Source organism: Belliella baltica DSM 15883 (assembly GCF_000265405.1).
Taxonomy (GTDB): domain Bacteria; phylum Bacteroidota; class Bacteroidia; order Cytophagales; family Cyclobacteriaceae; genus Belliella; species Belliella baltica.
The window spans coordinates 1279092-1304522 of record NC_018010.1 but is presented as its reverse complement, the minus strand read 5'-3'; the positions used below and the strand labels follow the sequence as shown (position 1 = coordinate 1304522).

Here is a 25431-nt window from a genome sequence, read left to right as displayed (position 1 = left end):
AGAAAATGAAAAAGGAAGATCAAAACAAGCCTAAGAAGGAAGATGAAGCTGAAGAGTGGGATTTTAGTGAAGGCTTTGGAGGGATTCCTGATGATGTGGATCTGACTAGAAATATTGGCTGTGCTTCTGACAGTAAAAAAGGAAAGAACAAGAAGAACTTGTCGCAGGACATGAAATCAGAAAATAAAGATTAGTGATTTTCCACAAAAACACCAGCGTAAAAATTTATCACAAATAAGCTTTCGGATAATCGTCAACAGCCAATGGTCCAATGCAACCCAAATATAGTATTTAAGATTATATGCAGTGGCAACCGTGTAAAATCCGATATCCAGATAAAGATTCATAAAAAAAGCTACTCGATTAATTTCGAGTAGCTTTTTTTATGAATTAAAATTCTAGGATCTATTCTTTTTTTCCTTCAGGGTAGAAATGATTCACATCTCTCTGAGGGAATGGAATTTCAATGTCATTTGCTTCGAAAGCTTCTTTGAGCGCTTCCATATTATCCCAATACACGGGCCAAAGGTCTCCCGTATCAGTCCAGCATCTAACTGTTAGATCCAAAGAACTATCTCCAAAATTTGTGAATTTCACAACAGGCTCGGGGTCAGCATGAATCCTTTCATCTCTTTTCAAAGTACTCAAAATCACTTGTCTTGTTTTTTTCAAGTCTGTCCCATACGCAACGCCTACAGAAATATCCACTCTTCGAGTTGGTTTTTCGGAGTGATTGGTGGTTAAATTGTTAGCCAAAGCTCCATTTGGAATGGTAACTAATTTGTTGTCGAAATTTCTGATTTTGGTGTAGAGTATATCAATGCTCTCAACCGAGCCCAAAGTCCCTTGTGCCTCTAAAGTATCTCCAACTTTGAATGGTTTGAAAATCAAAATCAAAACTCCACCCGCAAAATTTGCCAAAGAACCCTGCAAAGCCAAACCCACAGCCAAACCTGCTGCACCAAGAATTGCAATAAATGAGGTAAGCTCTATGCCTATTTGCGTAGCAATTGTAATAAATAAGAGCACATATAAGATTGCTTTGGAAAAGCTCTTCAAAAATGTAGCTAAAGATGCATCAATTTCATATTTGACGAAGATTTTGTCCACAGCCTTAAGCAAGAGGCTGATGATGTATTTACCAATAAAAAATACAATTAATGCTCCTAGAATATTTGGCCCAAAATCAAACAAAAATTCTACAGCTTTCTCTTTAATTGTTTGTATTGTTTCTAAATCTAATTCCATGTCTTAAGGTTTAAGTTTAAAATTATTTTATACAAAATTAAGAAATCATTACGATTACTTGCCATCTGAATGCCCAAAACCACTTGATTTGGGCGTTTTCTATTCCTGAACGATTTAAAATTGATGTCAAGTCCTTTTTTGAAAACCCTCTTAATACTGAGAGTGGACCGTCATTTTGAACCATCGGGGATTTTGAAAATAGACGGGTTAAGGCTTTGATACTAAAATATGCCAGTTGATGTCTATGCAGGTCATTGATAATGATTCCCAGTTTTGCCTTCTTTAAGAAAGAACCAAAAAGCCTTAAAAGTTCCTCATCTGTAAAGTGATGTGCGATGAAGTTTGAGTTTTTGATCAGAGCGACAGCGAATTCCGATATGCCTTTGGCTCCAAAAAGTCGCTGCACATTTCTTCCAATCCACAATCTATTTTGGAAATTAGTATTCCACGCTAGTTCGTAGTTTTTTTCTATATCCTCTCTTTTAGAAAACTTTAAGATGGATTCTGCGGCGAGCATTCCAGAATGTATCGCTATAGCCATCCCGTTTCCACAAAGCGGCGTAATCAAGCCAGCAGCATCTCCTGCCATCAAAACATGGTTCTCTACAGGTTTTTTGGGAGAAAAATTTACTTCATTGATTACTTCAGGCTTTTCAAATAAAAAATCACTTTCTTTCCATATTTTTTCAAGGATTGGATTTTTCCAAAGATACGTTCGCTCCATTTGTTCGATACTTCCCGAATCCCTCAATTGATCTCTCGAACCTAAGTAGCAGAGATTATATTTATCTCCCTCAATCTTGTTAAAACCGCAATAGCCTCCTTCAAAATTATGTAATGCGACTGTATTTGGGTCAAAATCTGTCTTGATGTGATATTTTACTCCAATGTAAGGGCTCCTTTGTTTTATAAAATCTCGATCTAGTGATTTATCCATTTTCGATCGTTTTCCAAAAGCACCAATTATGTGGACTGCCGATAGTTCCGCACCATAGTCAAGCTTTATTTTGAAAAGATCTTCTTTTTTGTCAAAAACAAGGTCTTCTACCTGAGTTTGAAGCATAAATTCTGCTCCATTAGATTTTGCTTTTTTAAAAAGAAAATCATCTAACACATACCTGCTTACTCCAAATCCCCCTAGGTCAAGTGGCATGGTCACGCTTTTCCCATTGACAGAGCTCAATTGAAAAGTATTGATATCGGACATTTCAATCGTATTTGGATAAAGATTTTCCTTCTTCAGAAAAGCCGTCACTTCATTAGAAATATACTCTCCACAAACACGCTGAAAAGGGTAAGTCTTTTTTTCGATCAACAAGACCTTTTTATATTGCTTTGCTAATAAATTAGCCGCAGTCAAACCAGCCAACCCTCCACCAATAATTATTATTTCAAAAGAAGACATAGAAAATATTACCTTTTATTTTGGTGAACAACCGCTTATCAAATTTAGTCTTAATGCACAAAGAATAACTGTCAATAACGGGTTAAATTCAAAACTTTAAAAGTCAACTATAATTAATATGAAGAAGTTTACCCAAATCAAAATCCGTCGTGGATTGATTGGTGTTCTTTTTTTAAGTTCAATGTTCTTTTCTGAGGATGCATTGTCACAAAGAAAAAAGAAACAAGACACCAAAGCTACAACACCCGCAGCTCCTGCTCCAAAACCAGCGGCCAAATCAGGCCCAAAGGCTTATTCTGAAGTCATCACTGCTAAAGCAAAGACAAAAGAAGGTCTATTCAATGTTCACGAAATTGAAGGGAAATATTTCTATGAGATCCCTGAAGATATGTTGGGGAGAGAGATGCTTATCGTGACTACCATCGCAAAGACTGCTGATGGAATAGGTTATGGTGGAGAACGAACCAACACCCTTTTGGTAAGATGGGACAGAGAAAATGACAACGTTTTGCTTAGAGTAGTATCTTACAGCAACACAGCTGCAGATTCATTGCCTATTTCAATTGCAGTAAAGGCTTCAAATTTAGAACCCATCCTTCAAAAATTTGATGTGAAAGCATCATCAAAGGATGAAAAAGGTGTGGTTATCGAAGTTACTGATCTATTTGCTAAGGATGTTCAGGCTATCGGACTCCCAAGAAATAGAAGAACTCAATTCAAAGTTCAGAGATTAGATAGTGATAGATCTTATATCGAAAGAATAAGTCCATATCCAATGAACATCGAGGCCAGATATGTGATGACTTATGCAGCATCTGAGCCACCATCAAATTCTAGTACTGGTTTGATCACGGTAGAAATGAACTCTTCTATGGTTCTTTTGCCAGAAGAGCCGATGATGCAAAGATTAGCTGACCAGAGAGTTGGTTGGTTTAGCAGATCTGTAGTAGATTTTGGTCTTGACGAGCAAAAAGCCACTTCAAGAAGATTCCTTGACAGATGGAGACTTGAAGTTAAGGAAGAAGATTACGATAAATTCAGAAGAGGTGAATTGGTAGAGCCAAAAGAGCCGATTGTATTTTACATTGATCCTGCTACACCAAAACAGTGGGTTCCATTCTTGAAGCAAGGTGTTGAAGATTGGCAAGCAGCTTTCGAAGAGGCTGGTTTCAAAAATGCAATCATTGCGAAAGATGCCCCAACTCCAGAAGAAGATCCTACTTGGAGTGCTGAAGATGCAAGATATTCTGTAATCAGATACTTCGCTTCAGATATTCAAAATGCATACGGTCCTCACGTATCTGATCCAAGATCAGGAGAGATCATTGAGTCAGATATCGGATGGTATCACAACGTAATGAACTTGTTGAGAAACTGGTTCTTCATTCAAACAGCTGCTGTGAATCCTGAAGCTAGAGGTGTGAAATTCAGAGAAGAAGTAATGGGTCGTTTGATTCAGTTTGTATCTTCTCACGAAGTAGGACACACGCTTGGCTTACCACACAACTTTGCATCTTCACATGCCTATCCAGTAGATTCTTTAAGATCGTCTACATTCACGGATAAGTTCAGTACTGCTCCATCTATCATGGATTATGCGCGATTCAACTATATCGCTCAGCCAGAAGATAAAAATGTAAGCCTAATGCCTAATGTAGGGCCATATGATAAGTATTCTGTGGCGTGGGGTTACCGTCCAATCTTGGATGCAAAAACTCCAGAAGAAGAGCAGCCAATACTTGACAAGTGGATTTTAGAAAAAGCTGGTGATCCAGTTTATAGATTTGGTCGTCAAGGCAATAGCTATGATCCAAGCACGCAAAGTGAGGATTTGGGGGATGATGCTATGAAAGCCTCTGATTATGGTATCAAAAACTTGAAAGTAATCCTTCCAAATCTAATGGATTGGACCGCTGAAGATGATAAGCCATATAAAGGTTATGCTGATTTGGAAGAAATGTACGGACAAGTCTTAGGTCAGTTCAATAGATATATGGGTCATGTAAGAACAAACGTGGGTGGTGTATATGAAATCTATAAATCAACTGGTCAAGATGGGGCTGTTTACGAGCATACTAGCAAATCAACTCAAAAAAGAGCTGTACAATTCTTAAATAAAGAATTGTTCGCAACTCCTACTTGGATGATGGATCAGGAAATCATCAGTAGAATTGGTGATTTTGGCGCACTAGAGAGAATCAGAGGGGTGCAAGTAGGTACGCTGAATGGTATTCTTGAATGGGGCAGACTTGGAAGAGTAATCGAAAACGAGGCATTGAATGGCAGTGATGCTTATTCTATGACTGAGTTATTTGATGACCTAAGAGCTGGTATTTGGACAGAGTTACCAAGCGGAAAAACAATTGATGTTCACCGCAGAAGTCTTCAGAGAGCCCATATCGAAAGATTGGAATATCTAATGACTAACGACGAACCATCTGGCGCTAGAAGAGGTGGTGCTGTAATCAACGCATCTCAATCTGACATCAGACCGATGGTTAGAGGTGAATTGAAAACACTTCAGAGACAAATCACTGCTGCTATTGGCAGAACTTCAGACAGAACATCTAAACTTCATTTAGAAGATGCTTTGGAAAGAGTAAAAGCTGTTTTGGATCCAAAATAAGGGTTTACTTATAAATTTATTAAAGGCTGCTAGTTGATTCTGGCAGCCTTTTTTTTATGGATGACAATTCACTTGATTTCAATTTAGCCATGAGTGTTGGAGATTTTTTTAGACTTGATAAAAATCAAATGAACAGGATTATCGATGAAATTTTAGATAAGGTCAAAAAATGGGAAAAAATAGCGTATAAAATAGGTATCTCCAGATCTGATAAGGAAATTATGCGAAATGCATTCAGATTCTAGATTATGCTGTAGTAGTAAAAATAATCTTTATTTTTACCGTTAGTTAAACAGTAAACCTTTTGGCATGACAGTGACCCCTTTAGATATCCTCCAAGAACACAAGCTTAGAATTACAAATTGCAGGAAAGAAGTACTTGCGGTCTTCTTGAAGAGAAAATCTGCCCTTTCACATGCGGATTTGGAAGAGATGCTTCAAAAAGATTTTGACAGGGTGACAATTTACAGGACACTTAAGACTTTTCTTGAGGGTGATTTGATTCATAAAGTCTTAGACGATAGTGGCGCCGCTAAGTATGCCTTGTGTGCACATTCCCATGAAGCAGATCACAATCATGACCATGAACACGTGCATTTCAAATGTGAAAAATGTGGGAAAACAAAGTGCATCGAAGAAGCTACTTTGCCAAAAATCAATCTTCCAGCTGGGTTTATCAACAAAGAAGTAAGTTTATTAGTACAGGGAATCTGTGATCAGTGTAGTTAATAGTTTACAGGATTTTTTTCTCTCCTTTTAGTTGGACTACTTGTCGGCCAAACCACACCTGGAGGTAAGTCTATTTTAGGCTCTGTGATATTTTCTATTCCTCCATCATCTTCACCATCATTTCTTTTTCTTATTTGTCGTGCTTTTGTCAAAGTCGCTACAAAATAAATCAACACCACATAAGTGAACCCTAAGAGAATCAGATCAACTACCAAGCTACTCATAATCAGAAAATATTTTTAAAATTTATCATAAAGTAATTAGAAACTAGGTATTTAACAAATAGAAATTGAAATTGATTTGAGATAATTTTAAAAACTTCAAAGTTTTACTAGAAGCTTGCTAAATAGGGGATATCGTCGGATATTTGCGGTCTGAAATTTTAGATCTAATGATAGTAAAAACAAAAAAATACAAACTCGAATCTGGTACTTACATAAAAATGGGGCTTGTCAATGTTTTGAAAGAACAGTGGTGGGTCATCTTAATCGCTATAGCTATAGCTTGTGGATATTTTTGGATAGCCTCGTGGTGGTGGATAAGCATGGCAATTCTAGCTTATGTCCTTTATCTTTTATTTTGGGTCATTCAATTTGCAGGAGTTACGCAAATGGAACAAAATAAAGTAATGTTCGAAAAAATGTCTTATGAAATTGATAGCAGGCAAATTTTAATGAAGTTGAATGCCAAGCAAGGCATGCCAATAAATTGGAGTATGATTAAAAAAGTAGAAAGTACCAAGGATGCATTTGTACTTACGATGTCCAAGGCACAATTTATTCACTTGCCTTTCAAAATTTTCAATTCTGAAAACGACAAAAAGTTCGTTGAGACCATATTGAAAAGAAAAGGATATCTCGCAGAAAAATAAAATGATTGTCTGCAATAACTTTAAAAAGTGAATTTATAGCAAAAATCCTTAATTACACCTTAATACTCTAGGATCCTTACTCAAGAGCATCAAGCGCAATAAAAACACCATTTTTATTGACTATTGTTGTTAATACTGATATACATAAAGATAATTTGAAACAAAAAAACCTCACTGACTTTCTTCAGTGAGGTTTTTTTAGCTTCAATGGGAAATTACATTGGAGGAAGGATCACAGTATCAATAACGTGAACAACACCATTTGTAGCTTCAATGTCAGCAGTGGTAACTGTTGCATTATTAACCATAGCTTTTCCACCTTTCAATGAAATTTTTACTTCAGCACCTTGTACAGTTTTAGCAGCCATTCCATCAGACAAGTCTTTGGAATATACTTTTCCTGCTACAACATGATAAGTCAATACAGCTACTAATTGAGCCTTATTCTCTGGCTTCAATAAATTATCAACAGTTCCTGCTGGTAATTTTGCGAATGCATCATTGGTTGGAGCGAAAACGGTAAAAGGTCCATCTCCTTTCAATACATCTACCAAGTCACCTGCTTTAACAGCAACTACCAAAGTTGATAAAAATTCAGTTTGAATTGCTAAATCAACGATGTCCGCATCTGGATTAATTGTGTTAGCATTGTTGTTAAGCGTAAAAGATGAAGTTGCAAAAAAAGCAAACATCATCGCAATTGACAGTAATTTTTTCATAATAGTATAGTTTTGGTTCATGGGTATATAAGAGGAAATCTTATGGAAATGTTTTTTCTCACATTTTATATTTTTTCTTTAAAAAATTATATTTACAAAAAAGCTCAGTTTACACTTATAATTCATCACTTCATCCCCTTTTAATAATTTGATTTTACATAAGCGGTATCAATAGTTTTCTTTTTCAATATTCATTTTCTAAAAAACCCTTAAAGTTTTTTTTGAAGGAAAAGCCGTCTTAACTTTGATTATGCAAATAAAATTATTGGCAGTTGGTAAAACTGATCATAGTGCCATTCAATCCTTGATTGAGGAGTATTCCAAAAGAGTCAATTTTTATATCAAATTTGATTTGGAAATAATCCCTGATCTAAAAAATACAAAGAACATTTCCGAAGCCATGCAAAAGGAGAAAGAAGGAGAATTCATCCTAAAAAAGATTTCAAATTCTGATGACCTGATTCTTCTTGATGAAAATGGAAAACAATTTAGTTCTATAGATTTTTCCGATTTTATTCAAAAAAAGATGAATTCAGGTCTCAAACAGCTTGTTTTTGTTATTGGTGGCCCCTATGGATTTTCTGATTCAGTGTATCAGCGCGCCAATGGCAAGCTTTCCCTTTCCAAAATGACTTTTTCTCATCAGATGGTTCGTGTATTTTTCATTGAACAGATTTACAGAGCTTTTACAATCCTTCGTAATGAACCCTATCATCATCAATAAGAACTATACAAATTCAATATTTATTTACAATTTTTTAGGAAATTACTTTTCCTAACTAATTTAATTTTATTAACTTACACCGCAATTTTAAAAATTATAAAGTATGAAAAATACAAAGCTTATTATTTTAATGGTTCTTTGGATTGGAAGCAGCTTTTCGGCGTTTGCTCAATCCGGCGAAAAAGTGCCTTTAGACCCTAGAGTAAGGACTGGTAAGTTGGCCAATGGCCTGACCTACTATGTACAACAAAATCCAAAACCTGAAAAAAAGGTGGAATTGAGACTTGCGGTGAATGCAGGTTCGATTTTAGAGGATGATGATCAGGCAGGATTAGCGCATTTCACTGAGCACATGGCCTTCAATGGAAGTAAAAACTTCGAAAAAAATGAGCTTGTGAGCTATTTGCAATCCATTGGTGTTTCATTTGGCAGTGATCTAAATGCTTACACAGGATTTGATGAAACTGTTTATATTTTGCCAATACCTTCTGAGGACGAAGAAATCTTAAGAAAAGGCTTCTTGGTCTTGGCTGATTGGGCAAATGGAGTTTTGATGGAAGATGAAGATATCGATGGTGAGCGTGGGATTATCGTGGAAGAATGGAGAACAGGTCAAGGCTACAGCCAAAGAATCCGTGATCAATTTTTGCCTGTCTTATTACATGACAGCAAATATGCAGACCGTCTTCCAATTGGAGAAATGGAAGTTGTGGAGAATTTTGAATACGAAACAATCAGAAGATTTTATAAAGATTGGTATAGACCAGATTTGATGGCGGTGATTGCTGTAGGTGATGAAGACCCTGACAAATTAGAAGCCATGATCAAAGAGTATTTTGGTGAGATGGAAAATCCTGCCAATGCAAAGCCTAGAGAAAGCTTCCCAGTACCACAACATAAAGAAACATTTGTAACTATCGCGACAGATGCGGAAGCCCCTGGCATCCAACTTCAACTTTATTACAAGCATCCTGCGCTACCTTCTGAGACAAAAGAAGATTATAAAGCTTCATTGAAGCGTACACTTTACAGTGGCATGCTCAATCAAAGATTGGACGAAATCAGACAAAAACCTGATGCTCCATTTATCTATGCCGGTACTGGGTATGGGAATTTTGTTAGAGAAATGGATTATTTCTCTGCTTCTGCTGCGGTAACTCCTGGTAAAGTGGATGCAGGCTTGACAGCCTTAATTTTAGAAAATGAAAGAGTTGCTCAGTACGGCTTTACCGAGGGTGAACTTGAACGTGTCAAGAAAATCATCTTGAACAGTGCAGAAAGAGCTTCCAAAGAAATGGACAAAGCAGAGTCTGGTTCAATTGTGGGAAGATATGTTCAGCATTATCTGAGTGGCAGCTTTGCAGAAAGTCAAATGTGGAAATATGAATTCTACAAAGAAATTCTACCACAGATTACTGTTGCTGAAATCAATGCACTTGCAAAAGAATTGGTAAGAGATGAAAACCGTGTTGTTGTAATTATTGCTCCCGAAAAAGAAAAGGCTAATCTTCCAACTGAAGATGGGGTTTTAGCTTTGATCAACGCAGTAGATAAAATGCCAATTACAGCTTATGAAGAGAAGCTTTTGGCTGAAGAGCTGATTTCAGATCTTCCAGCTGCTGGTAAAGTATTGTCTCAAAATACGATTGATGAAGTGGGAGTTCAAGAATTGACTTTATCAAATGGCGCAAAGGTTTTTGTAAAAGTGACTGACTTCAAAAATGACGAGATACTAATTTCAGCTTCAGGAAAAGGTGGCACTTCGGTTTATTCAGAAGAAGATCATCTTACAGCAAGCAATGCAGGCGTAATGGTCAATGTAATGGGTGTTGGGGAATTTTCTCCTACCGACTTAAGAAAAGTGCTTTCTGGTAAAACTGTTTCCATTACTCCAAATATCAGTACATATAGTCAAAGTATATCTGGCATTGCTTCTCCAAAAGATTTAGAAACGGCTTTCCAGTTGATGCATTTATACTTCACAAAGCCAAGAAAAGATACAGAATTGTATCAAGTTTATGTGTCTAATCAAAAATCGCAATTAGAAAGTGCTCAAGCGAACCCAGATTATCAATTTTCTAAGCAGTTGAATAAAATCATTGCGAACGGTAATCCAAGGGCTCTTGGAATTTTCAATCCTGAAGATTATGATAAAGTGAACGTAGATAGAGGACTTGAAATTTTCAAAGACAGGTTCTCCAATGCCGCCAATTTTGAATTCTTCTTTACTGGAAATATTGATATGGACACTTTCGTACCTCTATTAGAGCAATATATCGGAAGTTTACCGGGTGATGCTAGCAAGAAAGACAACTATGTAGATCTTGGCATCAGAGCACCTAGAGGTCAAGAAGAAAAAATTGAAGTTGGAACTGACGAAAAAAGTCAAGTAATCATGTACTTCTCAGGTGAAACAGAGTATGACCGTAAAAAAGCAGCAGATATCGGTTATTTAGGAGAAATTTTGACCATCAAATTGATAGAAAATCTTAGAGAAGAAATCGGAGGCGTCTATGGTGTAGGTGCTGGAGGAAGTATGGGGATTCAGCCTGTTGGCAATTTCAGCTTCTCCATCCAATTCCCATGCAGCCCAGATATGGTAGATAGACTTTCGGAAGCTGCTCTAGCTGAGGTGAAAAAAATCCAAGAAAATGGTCCAACCGAAGATGACTTGAATAAAGTAAAAGAGAAAAGAAGAATCGCTTACGAAGAAAATTTAAAACGTAATAATTTCTGGAATTCTCAAATGTCAACAGTTAGGAACTATGAACTCCCTTGGGAGGTGATTTTGGAAGGAAAGGCATCGATTGATGCGGTAACTCCAGAAAGAATTCAAGCTGCGGCTAATGCTTATTTGCAAAAAGAAAATCTACTCGTGGTAGAAAGATATCCTGCTAAATAGGAGATTTGCAAGTTTATGATAACGATATCTTAAAATTAGTTGCATAAATTCAAAAAACTCGTCAAAAGTCGACGGTCCACCGACAACTGATGATGAAAATATAATGATATCATCATTTTAAGTGGCTAATAGTAGGTATTCGGGTTGATAAAAAAGGTCTCCAAGATTTTTCACATCTTGGAGACCTTTTTTTGTATTTTTTATTTTTGAAATATATTGAATGAAAAATATGACACTCCGTTCTCATACTGAAATGTGATACCTAGAAAAGTATTTAAAATTTTAGACCCAAAAAAACCGATGAATCTAATCCATCGGTTTTTCAATTATACATATTTCTGTTTTTCCAATACTTTCAAATGAAAGAAATTTATATGTTAACATAGATCAGAAGTTGACCGTCGACTGTCAAACTGTTGACCGCAATCAATTACATCTTTGCAGAGTAATTTGGAGCTTCTCTCGTAATACTGATATCGTGTGGATGAGATTCCTTCACTCCTGCGGCAGTTATTTTTACAAATTTTCCATTTTTCTGAAGGTCTTCAATGGATTTTGTTCCACAATACCCCATGCCTGCTTGTAGTCCACCGACTAATTGATACAGTACTTCCTGAACCAAGCCTTTGTAGGCTACTCGACCTACTATTCCTTCAGGAACCAATTTCTTAATATTGTCTTCTGCATCTTGAAAATACCTGTCTTTAGAGCCAGACTCCATCGCTTCTAAAGAACCCATACCTCTATAAGATTTGAACTTTCTACCCTCAAAAATGATCATTTCTCCAGGTGCTTCTTCTGTTCCGGCTAATAGTGAACCAATCATAATCGAGCTTCCACCCGCTGCTATCGCTTTCACCAAATCACCAGAATATCTGATTCCACCATCTGCAATCACCGGGACATTTCTTCCTTTCAAAGCTTCTGCACATTCAAAAACCGCAGAAAGTTGTGGAACACCAACACCTGCAATAACTCGAGTCGTACAAATACTGCCTGGTCCAACACCAACTTTTACAGCGTCAGCACCTGCATCTGCTAGAGCTATTGCCGCTTCAGGAGTTGCAATATTCCCGACAATTACATCCAAATCAGGAAATGCATCTTTTATTCTTCTGCAAGTATCAATCACACCTTTGGAATGTCCGTGTGCAGTATCTATAGAAACTACATCTACACCTGCATTTTTCAAAGCTTCAACACGTTCTACAATATCAGCTGTCACACCTACTGCAGCACCAACTCTCAATCGACCATATTGATCTTTACAAGCATGTGGCTTATCCCTTCTTTTCAAGATATCCTTATAAGTAATCAATCCAGTCAACTTATTTTCATCATCAATGATGGGAAGTTTCTCGATTTTGAATTCTTGTAAAATCTCTTCTGCTTCCTCCAAAGTAATTCCAGCCTTTGCTGTAATCAATTTATCTTTGGTCATAATTTCTTTGATGTCTCGATTTGGGTCTTTTATAAATCTCAAATCTCTGTTGGTGATGATTCCCATCAAGGTTCTGTTTTCATCTACGACAGGAATTCCACCAATGTGAAATTCAGTCATGATTTTTTCAGCATCACGAACTTTGGAATCAATATGAAGGGTAATTGGATCTAAAATCATCCCAGATTGAGATCGCTTTACTTTCCTTACTTGGGCAGCTTGCTTCTCAATGGACATATTTTTGTGAATGAAACCTAAGCCTCCTTCAAGCGCAATGGCAATAGCCAATTCTGCTTCTGTGACAGTATCCATCGCAGCAGAAACCAAAGGAATATTCAGCCTGATGTTCTTTGTAAGTTGAGTGGAAGTATTGGTGTCGCGCGGGAGGACCTCGGAGTATCCTGGGACAAGAAGCACGTCATCATAAGTGAGTGCCTCAAAAAGGAATTTATCGGAATTTCTGTTCATAGCAAATTTGGTTAGGTAACCCTATTTGCCCGTCAAAGATACAAACAATTCTGAATGTCAATCAACTCTGATGTAAAATAAATTTTTATTCAACTGAAAGTCTCTACTAAAAAAGAAAGATTCTTTGGGGGAGAAAGGATTGGAGGAATTTGTCCGTTGAGGCGGATTGAAGGATTGGAAAGTTGGAAGGTTATAAATTTGATAAGCTAAAAGTTTGAATTAGTGTTTCAGGATTTTAAAATTCTCAACAATTCGTTTTTTATTTTGATATTCAGAAGACGATGAAATGGTCAAACATCTCAAAATCTTGTCCTCCATGGCGGAACTACGGATGAAACTCTTGGAAGGCAATAACTGCAGGATCTCCACATCCCTTCAGTATCGAACTAATTCAGAATTGTAAAAAATCAAACCTGATCAATCAAGCAGGACTTGATGAAGCATACTTCATACATTGTTCTTTGCAAATGGCACATCTAACACTACAATTGCTTCAATTTTTCAACTCCTTTCTCAATAAGTTTCTTTAATTTTGCGGCTATGGCAAAAAATGAACAAACTGCGGAAAATGCGCAACTGAAAGATATAATTGCACATGCCAAAGAGTATGGTTTTGTGTACCCTTCGTCAGAAATCTATGATGGATTACAGGCTGTCTATGACTATGGCGCTTATGGTGTAGAGTTAAAAAACAATTTGAAAAGATTGTGGTGGGAAACCATGACCCGTCTCAATGACAATATTGTTGGAATCGATGCATCGATTTTTATGCATCCAACGACATGGAAAGCTTCCGGTCATGTGGATAGCTTCAACGATCCAATGATCGACAACAAAGACTCCAAAAAAAGGTACCGTGCAGATGTTTTGATAGAAGATAAAGCTGCAGCTTATGAAAATGCCGGAGATAAAGAAAGGGCACAAGAATTACTCAACGCCATGGGTAGACTCTTGGAAGCAGAAGACTTAGCTGGAGTCAGAGATTTGATCATCAATGAAGGCATTAAATGCCCTATTTCTGGAACATCCAACTGGACTGATGTCCGACAGTTTAACTTGATGTTCTCCACCCAAGTAGGTTCTGTGGCGGAAGATTCCTCCACAATCTACCTCAGACCAGAGACGGCGCAAGGAATTTTTGTAAACTTTCTCAATGTGCAGAAAACAGCAAGAATGAAGGTTCCTTTTGGAATTGCGCAGATAGGAAAAGCCTTCAGAAATGAAATCGTAGCCCGTCAATTCATCTTTAGAATGCGTGAATTTGAACAAATGGAGATGCAATTTTTCGTTAGACCAGGCTCTGAGTTAGAATGGTATAAGCAATGGGCAGAAACACGAATGAAGTGGCATTTGGCATTAGGAATTCCAAAAGAAAAACTTAGAAGACACGACCACGAGAAATTGGCGCACTATGCAAATGCTGCCATGGATATTGAATACCAATTCCCATTTGGTTTCAAAGAAGTAGAAGGAATTCACTCAAGGACAGACTTTGACCTGAAGAGTCATCAGGAGTTCTCAAAGAAGAAGCAACAGTATTTTGATCCTGAAATCAATCAAAATTACATTCCATTTGTTGTGGAAACATCAATTGGTGCAGACAGACTATTTTTAATGACCTTGTGCAATGCATATGTGGATGAAGAAGTAGATGGAAAGCAAAGAACTTATCTCAAGTTCCACCCGGCTATCGCTCCAGTAAAAGCAGCAATTCTTCCATTGACTAAAAAAGATGGCCTTCCTGAAAAAGGTAAAGAGATCTTCGATGCCTTGAAGTATGATTTCAACATTATTTATGAAGATGCTGCATCTATAGGTAAGCGCTATGCTCGTCAGGATTTGATTGGAACACCATATTGTATTGCGGTAGATCATCAAACTTTAGAGGATAACACTGTCACCATCCGTCATCGAGATACCACAGAACAGGAAAGAGTTCATATCTCCGAACTTCATGGAAGGCTAGCTGAGGCTTGTAGCTTTAGGAGGATTTTTGAGAAGGTTTGAAAAGGTTGAAAAGTTGCAAGTTTTGGTAAACCTAAAATTAGAAAATCAAACAGCCATATCTATTGGGCAAGTTTGATGTTTATAAAACAACAGCAAGTCAGTTTGACTTGCTGTTGTTTTTTTAAGAATGTACACTTTTAGAATCACTTTACAGAGTATTAGTTGAAGATCAAAATGTTGATTCTATGCTTTTTTGCTAGCGGTAATTTTTCCAAAGTTTAGATTTGTAACCCATGTTCATTTTAAGTTTTTATCCAAATTTGGGAAAATTTAAATATCCAGGAGATAAAAAGGTTTAGATGATAATCAGTCACAAGTCCCAAAAAGCTTATAGGATGTATTGATTAACAAAGCTTGACCAGCACCTCGACTTATCGTAAATCTTTCTTCAATAATCTCACAGGGGTTCCAAGAAGATTCTTTCGAGACCTTCATTTCATAAGCAGGCATATTGATGGCTTGACCATTAAGACTTGCTATGACAGGTCTACTGTTATTTCTCGACATGATTTGAAAAGCATAGACTATTTCTGTGGGGGTATTATATATTTTAAGATCAATCCAAAATTGAGCATTAAAAGCATGGGTACTTTCTTGTAATACCCAAGAAGAAGGTGTGTCATTCACGCAGGAAGATTCGCAATCCTCTGTTTGATATTTTTTCATATTACCAAAAAACTCTGCATGTGTAAATGCCTCCATCATGATTCTTTCTGATTCAGAAATAATTTCATCACCCTGATCTATTTCTAGTTCTTCTGACTTCGAACAAGAAAATAAAAACAAAAGAAATAATGCATTCAAAATAAAAAGACAAGCATTTTTCATACGTAGGTAAAGATTAAAGAAATTTGAAATAAAATATTTTATTTATAAAAGTCAAATTTTTATAAATAAAAATCAAATTTCTTTCATGCCAAAAAATCCCTAGCAAACCACACTGCGTCTGCTAGGGGTTTAACTTTTTGTTTGATAGATTCCTAAAAAAACCTGCCAGGTTTTTAAAAGTATTCTTAAAATTTAAAAATACCGATTAAAACCTGGCAGGTTTGATTTGCTTAAGCGCTATTCAATTCAATGACAAGCCGCAGTGATGTTGTTTTTCAACTTATTCCCACCAAACTCACCACCTTGAACCACGAAGTTGGTCATCAGGCTAACACTGCTTGGTGTAGTATTTTTATTTCCTTTGCTATTAGAATTAGAAACTTCACATGCTGGCTTAAACTGCAATTCAAACGTGATACCATCACCACAAGCAGCCAAGTCACCTGTCCATCTGATTCCTCCATTGGCACCGTTACCAAATTCCTCATATGACTTACCGTCCAATGCTTTCCAATCTGCAATTTGAGGTAAAGTCATTTGGATGGTTACATCTTCCAAAGCTTCGTTAGAAATGTAAGTGAATCTATACGCGTTCTCCATTCCCTCTATGGCTTCTACCATGAATTCTTCACAGGAAACCACCTCACAAACTTCAAATAAGTCATAGGAAGAGTTGATGGTAATGGTATTTGCATTATCATTATTTCCTTGACCTTGTCCACCTCCAGATCTAATGATCACAAATTCCTCTTCAATGGTATTACATTTCTCCCATCCTTCTTCTAAAGATTTTCTGATCTCAAAAGTAGCAGCATTGACTTCCTGTCCATTGATAAAAGCAATTGTTGGATTGCTGTTATTTCCAGCTTTGATTTCAAAATTATAGACAATCTCTTCCGGAGTGTTATACACATTCATGTCAATCCAGAATTGATTATTGAATTCATATATGGTGTTTTTGACTACCCATGAACTTGCATCTTCTGTAATGCAATAATCATTACAATCGACATCTTCATAAACTCTTAGATTGGCATGCATACCGCCTAGTGGGGTGAGTTTGAAGCCATCAGTGGCGGCTTCGATTTGATTGTCTTGCATCGCATCGGGATGAATATCCTCAAGCTGATTACAAGAAAAAAGCAACATAGCAGATATCACAGCAACTACTGAATATCTACCTACTAACATAGTAGATCTTTTCATTTTATTTTGGTTTTGTTTGTTAATAATGACTCAAAGAAAAAAGAATAAAATTTAAAAAGCAATTTTTTGTGTATGAAATGCGTTTTATAGAATTTAAAAGAAATTATTATTAAAATTTTATTTATAAAATTTAGTAAAGTTTGTAATTAAAAAATTGATTTAAACTAAGAAGATACATTCTGTTTCTTATTCAAGATTGCTTATCAAAAAAATATAAATATTTTATTTTTTACATAAACGGTTGCTTTTCCCCCTTAAAATAGGTGATCACTTTATCAATCCTCCAAAATCTTTAATCCCCTTTTTTTCGGCAAGCTTGAGGAGTTTCATTAATAACTGTGCAGTCAAGAAAGCATCTCCGGCGGCAGTATGCCTATCGTCTAAAGCTATTCCATAGCGCTCACAAAGGGCATCTAGTGAGTATTCTCCTCTTTTGCCCATTCTTGGATCGTAATGTGGCCCATTTTCTAATCGAATTGCTAAATCATGTGTATCAATTACAGGGTTGAGCATCTGCTTTAATCCAAAATTGGACAAAATTTTCTCCAACATCCCAAGATCAAAACCAATATGATGACCGACAATAATGTCATTCCCTACAAACTTTAATAGCTCTTCCGCAAAATCTTTGAGTGGAGTTACACCTACAGGATAGAGTATTTCGTGAACTTTCAAAGAGGCTTCTCTTTGCATGGGCGCATCTAAGTAGGCCTCAATACTTTGATTGACTAGCATGCGGTAATCTTTGACTGCTATTGCGCCAAATGAAACCACATAGTCCTTCCTGGTATCCAAGCCTGTCGTTTCGGTATCCAACACTGCAAATCTCAGCTGGGATATCGGCCGTAATTTGGGGATGTTTTTTTCAAACAAGGCCTCGTATTCCAGCACAAAATCAAGTTTAGAAACTTTCTTTTTAGATAAAAATTCAAACCAAGCCATATCAACCGTTGAAATAATCTAATTGAAATCTTACCCGCATGATTTTTTGTAATTCATCGATCGGAGCAAATGTGTTTTTTAATAACTGCCTTTGCAATTTACCCAAACTCTCAGGTTGAATATATCGACCTGCACTTTCTGAACGCATTCCCTCTATTGCTCGCATTCGCATTAGAATTTCATAAGCTTTTCCGGCTTCCAGCATCAACTCTTGATTATTTGGCTCCAACTCCGCCATTTTTTCGAATCGTTTAAAAGTATTGTTGATTCCTACCACTCTGTGACTTAAAACCAAAATCCTCGCAATATCTGCCAAAGGCATCATCGCTCTCAACTTGATATCAAATTTATCTCGGTGTTCGCCTGTTTTCTCTACAATGAAATTCCTAAAGAATCCCAATGGTGCAGGATTAAGCAGTGCATTTTTTGCGAGGAAATTTAAAAATATTGTCTTCCCTGCAATTTCATTGTAAATATGATTCGTCATTTCTTCTGAAAGTGCCTTATGTCCAAATATTGGTCTAAAATCAAAAAAGATAGTTGCATGCAATAGCGCTTTTTGATTTGGAGAAATGATCCAATCTGTGAAATACTGCTTCCACACAGAAATAGGCTGACACCATTTGGGATTATTCGCCATCATATCTGCAGGGCATGGATGAAACCCACAAATAAGCAAAGTTTCGATCACATCTTCAGCTATCAAAAGCATGTATTTTTGAACATTCTCTTCTTGATCTTTAGAAACATCTTCATAGACGAGGGCATTATCCAAGTCAGTGCGGAGCAATTGCTCTTCCCTTCCCTCACTGCCTAAGGAAAGAAAGCAAAATTTTACTTTTGAAGCTTCTGGAAAATCTTCGTCAATTTTATTTTTGGCCATTTGAATAGCCCTCTGAATGATGATATCATTGATTTCGGAAATGATATTTGCAACAAAATCCATGGCCACTTCATTTTCCAAATAGTATTTCAGAAGCAGCTCCGCACGATTTCTGACTTTCGCCATTTCGCTAACATCCCAAGTGTTCATCAGCGCATTGATCAATACCGCTGGGCTATTTCCTTGTGAAAGCAAAATATCATGATCTGACAAAATTCCAGTGACAGGACTTAAGGTTGTACCATCTTTAGTAAAAATCAAATGGTGCAACCTGTTTTTGATCATGGTCAGATAAAGGCTAGAAAATCCTGCATCTTTGATTTTAGTAATTACAGGTGTGGTCATGATTTCCTCAACAGGAGTTGTATAAGGTTTCCCGCTCGCTACAACTTTATTTCGAAGATCTTTGTCCGTTATAATCCCCAAAGGGAATTTATTTTCATCAATTATAATCACAGAACCCACACCTTTTTCGGACATCATCGCTGCGGCTTCACCGATAGATTTACCTTTTGGACAGCAAAGTACATCTGTGGAGAAATTCAAGTCAGATTGACCTGTGAAGATCATCAAGCCATTGTCTTTGGACAATTCTTTGAATTCGCTTCTTGCTTTCTGGGATTGAGAAAGATCAGACCGAACAACTACTTGTCCAGAAGCAAAACCTGCAGCAAAGTACAAGCTCACCCGGCTATTTTCTGCCAATATTTTCTCAAAAATCTCTACCGGTATAGCATATACTAGACTATCCTCTTGAGCTTGTGCGTTTAGAAGGTAGGGTCTCCTTCCCAAAAGCGCCAACACTCCAAATACATCTCCTTCATCACAGACTTCTACAATTCTTTCTCCTTCATCTTTCTGTTCAGCCAACTGTACAATTCCCTCTTTCAAAATAAAGAAGGCATTTTGAGCTGCATCACCTTTTCGGAAAAGGTATTCACCTTTCGCGTAATACTTCACCTCCACTTCTTTAGCAACCAAGCTTAAGGTCGCATCACTAAGAAATGTAAAAGGTGGAAATCGCTTCAGAAATTCCTTTACCCGATTGACAATAACGTTTGACATAATCTTTTTAAATACAGAAGGAGACTCGTATGTAGATTGATTTTGGATTTAGACTTGAAATAAATAGAAATAATTTGAAATTAGAGTAGAAATAATTGCAGCTATCAGATACCATTTGTTCTTATCAAGATTTCCATTTTTATTAAAACAGAAATATTTCGCTAATCTTGTCTGCTTTATGAAAGAGGTTTATATCAACTATATTTCAGCAAAGCTATAACTTGTCCGCCGCGGCGGATTTCTATCTATTTCATACCAGTATTTTTTGGTAAAAGCTTAAATCTATTATTTACCACAAAACTTATACCTATATTCCTATTGCCTCCCCTCAATAATTTCCTTCACTACTTCTGGATCAAGGAGTGTGGAAGTATCCCCGAGATTATCTACTGTACCTTCTGCTACTTTTCTTAAAATTCTACGCATGATTTTTCCTGATCTTGTTTTAGGAAGACCGGTTACAATCTGGATTTTATCTGGCTTAGCGATAGGGCCGATGATTTTGGATACAGTATCTTTGATTTCGTTGGTCAGATTTTCTGCTGTCCTATTTTTCATATCACAGATGACATAAGCATATATTCCTTGTCCTTTGACTTCATGAGGATAGCCGACTACAGCAGATTCGATTACCAATGGATGCTCGTTGATTGCATTTTCTACTTCTGCAGTACCCATTCTATGCCCGGACACATTGATCACATCATCTACCCTTCCAAGGATTCTATAATAGCCATCATGATCTCTTTTGACACCATCTCCTGTGAAGTACATGCCTTTATAAGTAGAAAAATACGTTTGCTTGCAGCGCTCATGATCACCATAAGTAGTTCTGATCATTCCCGGCCAAGGGAATTTGATACAAAGATTTCCTTCGACAGAATTCCCCGTCAATTCTTTTCCTTCAGGGTCCACGATACACAACTGAATTCCTGGCAAAGGAAGCGTTGCAAATGCTGGTTTTGTTGGAGTGATTCCTGCGATTGGGGAAATCAAAATTCCTCCAGTCTCTGTTTGCCACCAAGTATCTACAATAGGACATCTGGATTTTCCTACATGTGTATGATACCAGTGCCAAGCTTCTTCGTTGATTGGCTCTCCAACTGAGCCGAGTACTTTCAGCGAACTCAAATCATAGGGTTCTATAGGGTCAGTTCCGAAAGCTTGTAATGCACGAATTGCTGTTGGAGCGGTATAAAATTGATTTACCTTGTGCTTTTCAACTACAGCCCAAAATCTTCCTGGGTCTGGAAAAGTTGGAACTCCTTCAAACATCAAAGATGTCCCACCTGCTAACAATGGGCCATACACAATGTAAGAATGTCCAGTAACCCAACCTATATCAGCGGTACACCAGTACACGTCGCCTGGAGAGTATTGGAAGACATTTTCAAAAGTATATTTGGTGTAAACCATGTAGCCTCCAGTAGTATGAACTACTCCTTTTGGCTTTCCTGTAGATCCTGAAGTATAGAGAATAAAAAGCATATCCTCACTGTCCATTTCTTCAGCAGTATTGGTATCAGACTCTCCTTCTATGACTTCATGCCACCAATAATCTCTGCCTGACTTCATAGTCACATCTTGCTCAGTTCTTTTGTAAACAATTACTGTTTCTACAGTAGATGTCTCCAAAGCTTCATCAACAAGCGCTTTGACTGGGATTTTCTTATTTCCTCTATAATTTCCATCTGAAGTCAAGACAGCTTTTGCTCCACAGTCATTGATTCTATCCGCAAGTGCAGAAGAACTAAACCCTGCAAATACGATCGAATGAACTGCTCCAATTCTTGCACATGCCAACATGGCTACAGCTGCCTCAGGAACCATAGGCATATAAATAATTACCTTGTCACCTTTTCCAATTCCTTTGGCTTTAAGCGCATTTGAAAATCGGCAAACATCATGATAAAGTTCTCGATAGGTGATAGTTCGACCCACTTCATTTGGGTCGTTTGGTTCCCAAATGATTGCTGGCCTATCCCCCAAAGTATATAAATGTCTCTCAAGGATATTTTCAGTAATGTTCAATTTCCCATTTACAAACCAGTTGACATCCGGTCCATCAAAATCCCATTCCAAGACTTTGTCCCATCTTTTTCTCCAATGAAATGAATCCGCAATTCGTGCCCAGAACTCCTCAGGCTGTGCTACAGATTTTTGATATTCATGGAAATACCCGCTTAGGGTATGAATTCTATCACTCATAATATAGTTATTTTAGGTTTTTTAATTAATTCAATAAGTTCTTCACCTTGGACACCAAGTCCTTATTGCCAAAAGGCTTGGTCAAATACAAATCTGCTCCAAGATTAAGTCCCTTTTCCACATCCTGCTGTTTACTTTTTGCAGTTAGAAAGACTACCTTGATATCATCATGCTTATCTTTGATAAATTTACAGACTTCATAGCCATCCACTTTAGGCATCATGATATCCAAAAGGACGAGTTCGGGTTGGTCTTCGGAAATTATCTCCAAAGCTTCCTCACCATCTCTAGCAATAAAGACCTTGAAGCCCTCCTTTTTGAAAAGGTATTCTAAAGACAAAAGAATATTGGGTTCATCGTCCACAATTAGAATCTTATACATCGTTTTACTATTTAATTAAATTCAATTTTCCTTGTGAAATAGGAAGTGACAACTCGAAACATGTCCTCCCATTTATCCGCTGTACATCTATTTTACCTTGATGATATTCTACAATTTTTTTAGAAATAGCTAGTCCTAGCCCACTTCCAAGTGGCTTTTTGCTTGTCTGATTCTTTGCCTGAAAGAACTTATCAAAGATAAAAGGTACTTCTTCTTCTGGAATCCCCTTACCATCATCACAGACGCTTATCAATAGATTTTCATCCAGAAGTTGGGCTTTGAGTACCACTTTTGACTTAGCAAATTTGGAAGCGTTGGACAGGAGATTGAGAATAACCTGCTTGATTCTATCTTGATCTAAAGAAATTAATACTTCGGATTCCATCAAATTCTTTTCAAACACCAAGTTCTTTTCCTTGAAAACCTGCTCCATTGACTCAATCACTTCCAATATAAGTTTTTTTGGATTGGTAGCCTCAAGATTAAGCTTTTGCCTTCCAGAGTCAAAGCGCTCCAAATCCAGAACTTGATCAATCAACCTACTCATCCTTTTGGTTTCTTGAATAATAATTTCCAAAAACCTTGCTCTATCTGTCTCAGGAAGGTCTTGATCCATCAAAATCTCTGAAAAAGCCCTGATCGATGTGATTGGCGTCCGCATCTCATGTGTCACCGTGGAGATAAATTCATCTTTCAGCATGTCATTGAGTTGTAAAGATTCATTGAGTGATTGAAGTTTTTCAGAAGCAATCTTCAATTCTTCTGAATTCATTTTCAGCTGTTGATTCAAAGACTTTAGTTCTTGAGTTTCTTGCAAAATTCCTAATACTTCCTCCATACTGATTTCTTCTTCTTTCACTACCGAAGCCACCATAATCCTTGCTGAAGCAGAACCAATAATCCCAGACAATAAGCGTTCGGAATAATTTACTAATTCTGGATCTGCATAAATTTCATCATTGAGCTTTTTTCCAGAATTTCGCGTAAATTCCCTCAAAGCCTCTTCCATTTTTTGCTCTCCTAAAAAATTAACAAGCAAAGCTTTCAAGTCAGGCAGATAAGCTTGCCCCTTCCAAATCACAGCTGCATCAAGTGAAGTGCTGTATTTGAAAATATCAACGAAAATAACTGCTTGATTATGTTCCTTGGATGTTTGCTGACTAAAAACAGAAATGATAACATAGAGGATGGAATTCAAAGTCAAACTGTAGAAAAGCCCATGGCTTATATAACTCATTTCTGAAAAGCCTAACAGCGCTTGAGGTTTCAAGTAACTTAAGCCAAGTAGTCCTTCAGAAAGTAAACTCTCAGACAAAAAACCTGCTGTCACCATGGTGGGGACAACCAAGGTATAAAACCAAAGTACAAACCCTGCCAAAATCCCAACTAGTGCAGCAACTCTTGCACCTTTTTTCCAGAAAATTCCTCCGATGATTGCCGGAGCAAATTGGGCAATTGCAACAAAAGAAATCAACCCGATAGAAACTAGGGTAAATTGCCCTGCAATCTGTTTGTAATACAAGTAAGCTGCAAGAATAATCAACAAAATAGTAGCACGCCGCGACCAAATCAAGATCTGACTGAGTCTATGTTGATATCGTTTTTGAAACTGATCATTGATCAAAAGTAAGGGCATGACCAAATTATTACTCACCATTGTGCTCAATGCAATTGTGGAGACGATAATCATCCCAGTAGCTGCAGAAAACCCTCCCAAATAAACTAAGATTGCAAGCCATTTTTGATCAAAAGAAATAGGAAATGCCAATACAAATGTATCAGCAATAAAACCTCCATCTGAAAAATGAACAAGCCCTCCAAAAGCTATCGGAAGTACAAATACATTAATAAGAAGCAAATACAATGGAAAAAGCCACATCGCTGTATCCAAATGTTTTTCATTTGTATTTTCAATCACTCCCATTTGAAATTGTCGAGGCAAAAACAAAATGGCTATCATTGATAGAACACTCATCCAAAACCATTCTGATGCACTGCTCTCCCCTTGCATAACAAAAAGATGATCCAAGCCTTGAGCTGCTGCTTTACTGAAAATATCTGTAAATCCATCAAAAACGAAATAACTAACAAATACACCGACTACCAGAAATGCGATTAACTTGAAAATAGATTCAAAAGCCACAGCCATAACCATTCCTTCATGTTGTGCCGTCGCTTCTATATTTCTAGTCCCAAATAATATCGTAAACAAAGCCAATCCCATTGCCAAATAGAAAGCTGTGTCTTGGTAAAAAGGCAAATTCGCCAGAGAATCCGCCATCCCACTTCCCTGCAAAATCTGAAAGGATGTAGCGACACCTTTGATCTGAATCGAGGTATAAGGCAAAATCCCCAAAAGACAAACAACTGTCACTACTCCTCCTAAAGTCACATTTTTTCCATAGCGACTAGAAATAAAGTCAGCTATGGAAGATATCCTTTGGACTTTTGAAATTCTGATAATCTTACGCATCACAATCCACCAAAGTGGGGCGACTAAACTTGGCCCAATGTAGATGGTCAAAAACTCCAAACCATTTGTCGCAGCTCGGCCCACAGAACCATAATACGTCCACGCTGTACAATATACTGCTAGAGTCAATGCATAAATCGCAGGATGATTGGAGAGTCTTCGTCCCTTTTTAGCTGATCGCTCAGAAAACCAAGCAATCGCAAAAAGCAAAGCCAAATACCCAAAAGTAAACGATATGATTACAGCATTGCTAAACATCCTTTTTCTTGAGTTTTTGGATGATCAGAAAAGTGGCAAGAATCAG

The 25431-nt window shown here is 37.2% G+C and carries 20 protein-coding genes; 8 read left to right on the top strand and 12 right to left on the bottom strand.

Going from position 1 to position 25431, the window contains the following annotated elements; all coding sequences use genetic code 11:
• Nucleotides 1-5: 5 nt before the first annotated feature.
• Entirely contained in the window at nt 6-194 is a 189-nt protein-coding gene (locus BELBA_RS06045) for a hypothetical protein (protein ID WP_014771859.1), read from the top strand.
• Nucleotides 195-405: 211 nt separating this feature from the next.
• Here BELBA_RS06045 and BELBA_RS06040 read toward each other — a convergent pair whose 3' ends face one another.
• Both BELBA_RS06040 and BELBA_RS06035 read right to left on the bottom strand, forming a co-directional pair.
• Nucleotides 406-1248: a mechanosensitive ion channel family protein gene (locus BELBA_RS06040; protein ID WP_014771858.1), complete on the bottom strand. Its 843-nt coding sequence runs from the start codon at nt 1246-1248 to the stop codon at nt 406-408.
• Between the two features lie 37 nt (nt 1249-1285).
• The gene (locus BELBA_RS06035; RefSeq protein ID WP_014771857.1) at nt 1286-2653 is read right to left on the bottom strand and encodes an NAD(P)/FAD-dependent oxidoreductase; all 1368 of its coding nucleotides are present in this window, start codon (nt 2651-2653) and stop codon (nt 1286-1288) included.
• Nucleotides 2654-2771: 118 nt separating this feature from the next.
• Here BELBA_RS06035 and BELBA_RS06030 point away from each other — a divergent pair, with 118 nt between their 5' ends.
• The 3 genes from BELBA_RS06030 to BELBA_RS06020 all read left to right on the top strand — a co-directional run bounded on the left by BELBA_RS06030 (nt 2772) and on the right by BELBA_RS06020 (nt 6008).
• Entirely contained in the window at nt 2772-5279 is a 2508-nt protein-coding gene (locus BELBA_RS06030; protein ID WP_014771856.1) for a zinc-dependent metalloprotease, read from the top strand.
• A gap of 56 nt (nt 5280-5335) precedes the next feature.
• Nucleotides 5336-5524: a hypothetical protein gene (locus tag BELBA_RS06025; RefSeq protein ID WP_041779256.1), complete on the top strand. Its 189-nt coding sequence runs from the start codon at nt 5336-5338 to the stop codon at nt 5522-5524.
• 64 nt (nt 5525-5588) lie between these two features.
• On the top strand, nt 5589-6008 hold the full coding sequence (locus BELBA_RS06020; RefSeq protein WP_014771855.1) for a Fur family transcriptional regulator: 420 nt from the start codon (nt 5589-5591) through the stop codon (nt 6006-6008).
• Here BELBA_RS06020 and BELBA_RS06015 read toward each other — a convergent pair.
• Nucleotides 6005-6232: a hypothetical protein gene (locus tag BELBA_RS06015; protein WP_014771854.1), complete on the bottom strand. Its 228-nt coding sequence runs from the start codon at nt 6230-6232 to the stop codon at nt 6005-6007. The two genes, BELBA_RS06020 and BELBA_RS06015, sit on opposite strands and share 4 nt — an antisense overlap.
• A gap of 167 nt (nt 6233-6399) precedes the next feature.
• Here BELBA_RS06015 and BELBA_RS06010 point away from each other — a divergent pair, with 167 nt between their 5' ends.
• On the top strand, nt 6400-6879 hold the full coding sequence (locus BELBA_RS06010; protein WP_014771853.1) for a YcxB family protein: 480 nt from the start codon (nt 6400-6402) through the stop codon (nt 6877-6879).
• A 215-nt stretch (nt 6880-7094) separates the two neighbouring features.
• On the opposite strand, the gene BELBA_RS06005 is transcribed toward BELBA_RS06010, so the two are convergent.
• Nucleotides 7095-7598: a fasciclin domain-containing protein gene (locus tag BELBA_RS06005; protein WP_014771852.1), complete on the bottom strand. Its 504-nt coding sequence runs from the start codon at nt 7596-7598 to the stop codon at nt 7095-7097.
• 250 nt (nt 7599-7848) lie between these two features.
• On the opposite strand from BELBA_RS06005, the gene rlmH reads away from it, so the two are divergent.
• Nucleotides 7849-8322, top strand: coding sequence for a 23S rRNA (pseudouridine(1915)-N(3))-methyltransferase RlmH (gene rlmH / locus BELBA_RS06000; protein WP_014771851.1), 474 nt, complete (start codon nt 7849-7851; stop codon nt 8320-8322).
• Nucleotides 8323-8425: 103 nt separating this feature from the next.
• A complete protein-coding gene (locus tag BELBA_RS05995; RefSeq protein ID WP_014771850.1) occupies nt 8426-11224 on the top strand; it encodes a M16 family metallopeptidase in 2799 nt (932 codons plus the stop codon).
• Between the two features lie 430 nt (nt 11225-11654).
• On the opposite strand, the gene guaB is transcribed toward BELBA_RS05995, so the two are convergent.
• The gene (gene guaB, locus BELBA_RS05990; RefSeq protein ID WP_014771849.1) at nt 11655-13133 is read right to left on the bottom strand and encodes an IMP dehydrogenase; all 1479 of its coding nucleotides are present in this window, start codon (nt 13131-13133) and stop codon (nt 11655-11657) included.
• Between the two features lie 540 nt (nt 13134-13673).
• On the opposite strand from guaB, the gene BELBA_RS05985 reads away from it, so the two are divergent.
• Nucleotides 13674-15140, top strand: a complete 1467-nt coding sequence (locus BELBA_RS05985; RefSeq protein ID WP_014771848.1) for a glycine--tRNA ligase — start codon at nt 13674-13676, stop codon at nt 15138-15140.
• Nucleotides 15141-15446: 306 nt separating this feature from the next.
• Here BELBA_RS05985 and BELBA_RS05980 read toward each other — a convergent pair whose 3' ends face one another.
• From BELBA_RS05980 to BELBA_RS05950, 7 genes are all read right to left on the bottom strand, one after another.
• Entirely contained in the window at nt 15447-15968 is a 522-nt protein-coding gene (locus BELBA_RS05980; protein ID WP_014771847.1) for a hypothetical protein, read from the bottom strand.
• 246 nt (nt 15969-16214) lie between these two features.
• Nucleotides 16215-17174 (bottom strand): hypothetical protein, encoded by a 960-nt coding sequence (locus BELBA_RS05975; protein ID WP_014771846.1) that lies wholly within the window; start codon nt 17172-17174, stop codon nt 16215-16217.
• Between the two features lie 267 nt (nt 17175-17441).
• A complete protein-coding gene (locus BELBA_RS05970; protein WP_014771845.1) occupies nt 17442-18116 on the bottom strand; it encodes a 3'-5' exonuclease in 675 nt (224 codons plus the stop codon).
• A 1-nt stretch (nt 18117) separates the two neighbouring features.
• Complete coding sequence (locus tag BELBA_RS05965) at nt 18118-20064, bottom strand: DUF294 nucleotidyltransferase-like domain-containing protein (protein WP_014771844.1); 1947 nt, start codon at nt 20062-20064, stop codon at nt 18118-18120.
• 315 nt (nt 20065-20379) lie between these two features.
• A complete protein-coding gene (gene acs, locus BELBA_RS05960) occupies nt 20380-22272 on the bottom strand; it encodes an acetate--CoA ligase (protein ID WP_014771843.1) in 1893 nt (630 codons plus the stop codon).
• A 25-nt stretch (nt 22273-22297) separates the two neighbouring features.
• Nucleotides 22298-22654 carry a response regulator transcription factor gene (locus BELBA_RS05955; protein WP_014771842.1) on the bottom strand — a complete coding sequence of 119 codons (357 nt, stop codon included), beginning with the start codon at nt 22652-22654 and terminating at the stop codon, nt 22298-22300.
• Nucleotides 22655-22661: 7 nt separating this feature from the next.
• On the bottom strand, nt 22662-25385 hold the full coding sequence (locus BELBA_RS05950) for an ATP-binding protein (protein ID WP_014771841.1): 2724 nt from the start codon (nt 25383-25385) through the stop codon (nt 22662-22664).
• Between the last annotated feature and the right edge of the window lie 46 nt (nt 25386-25431).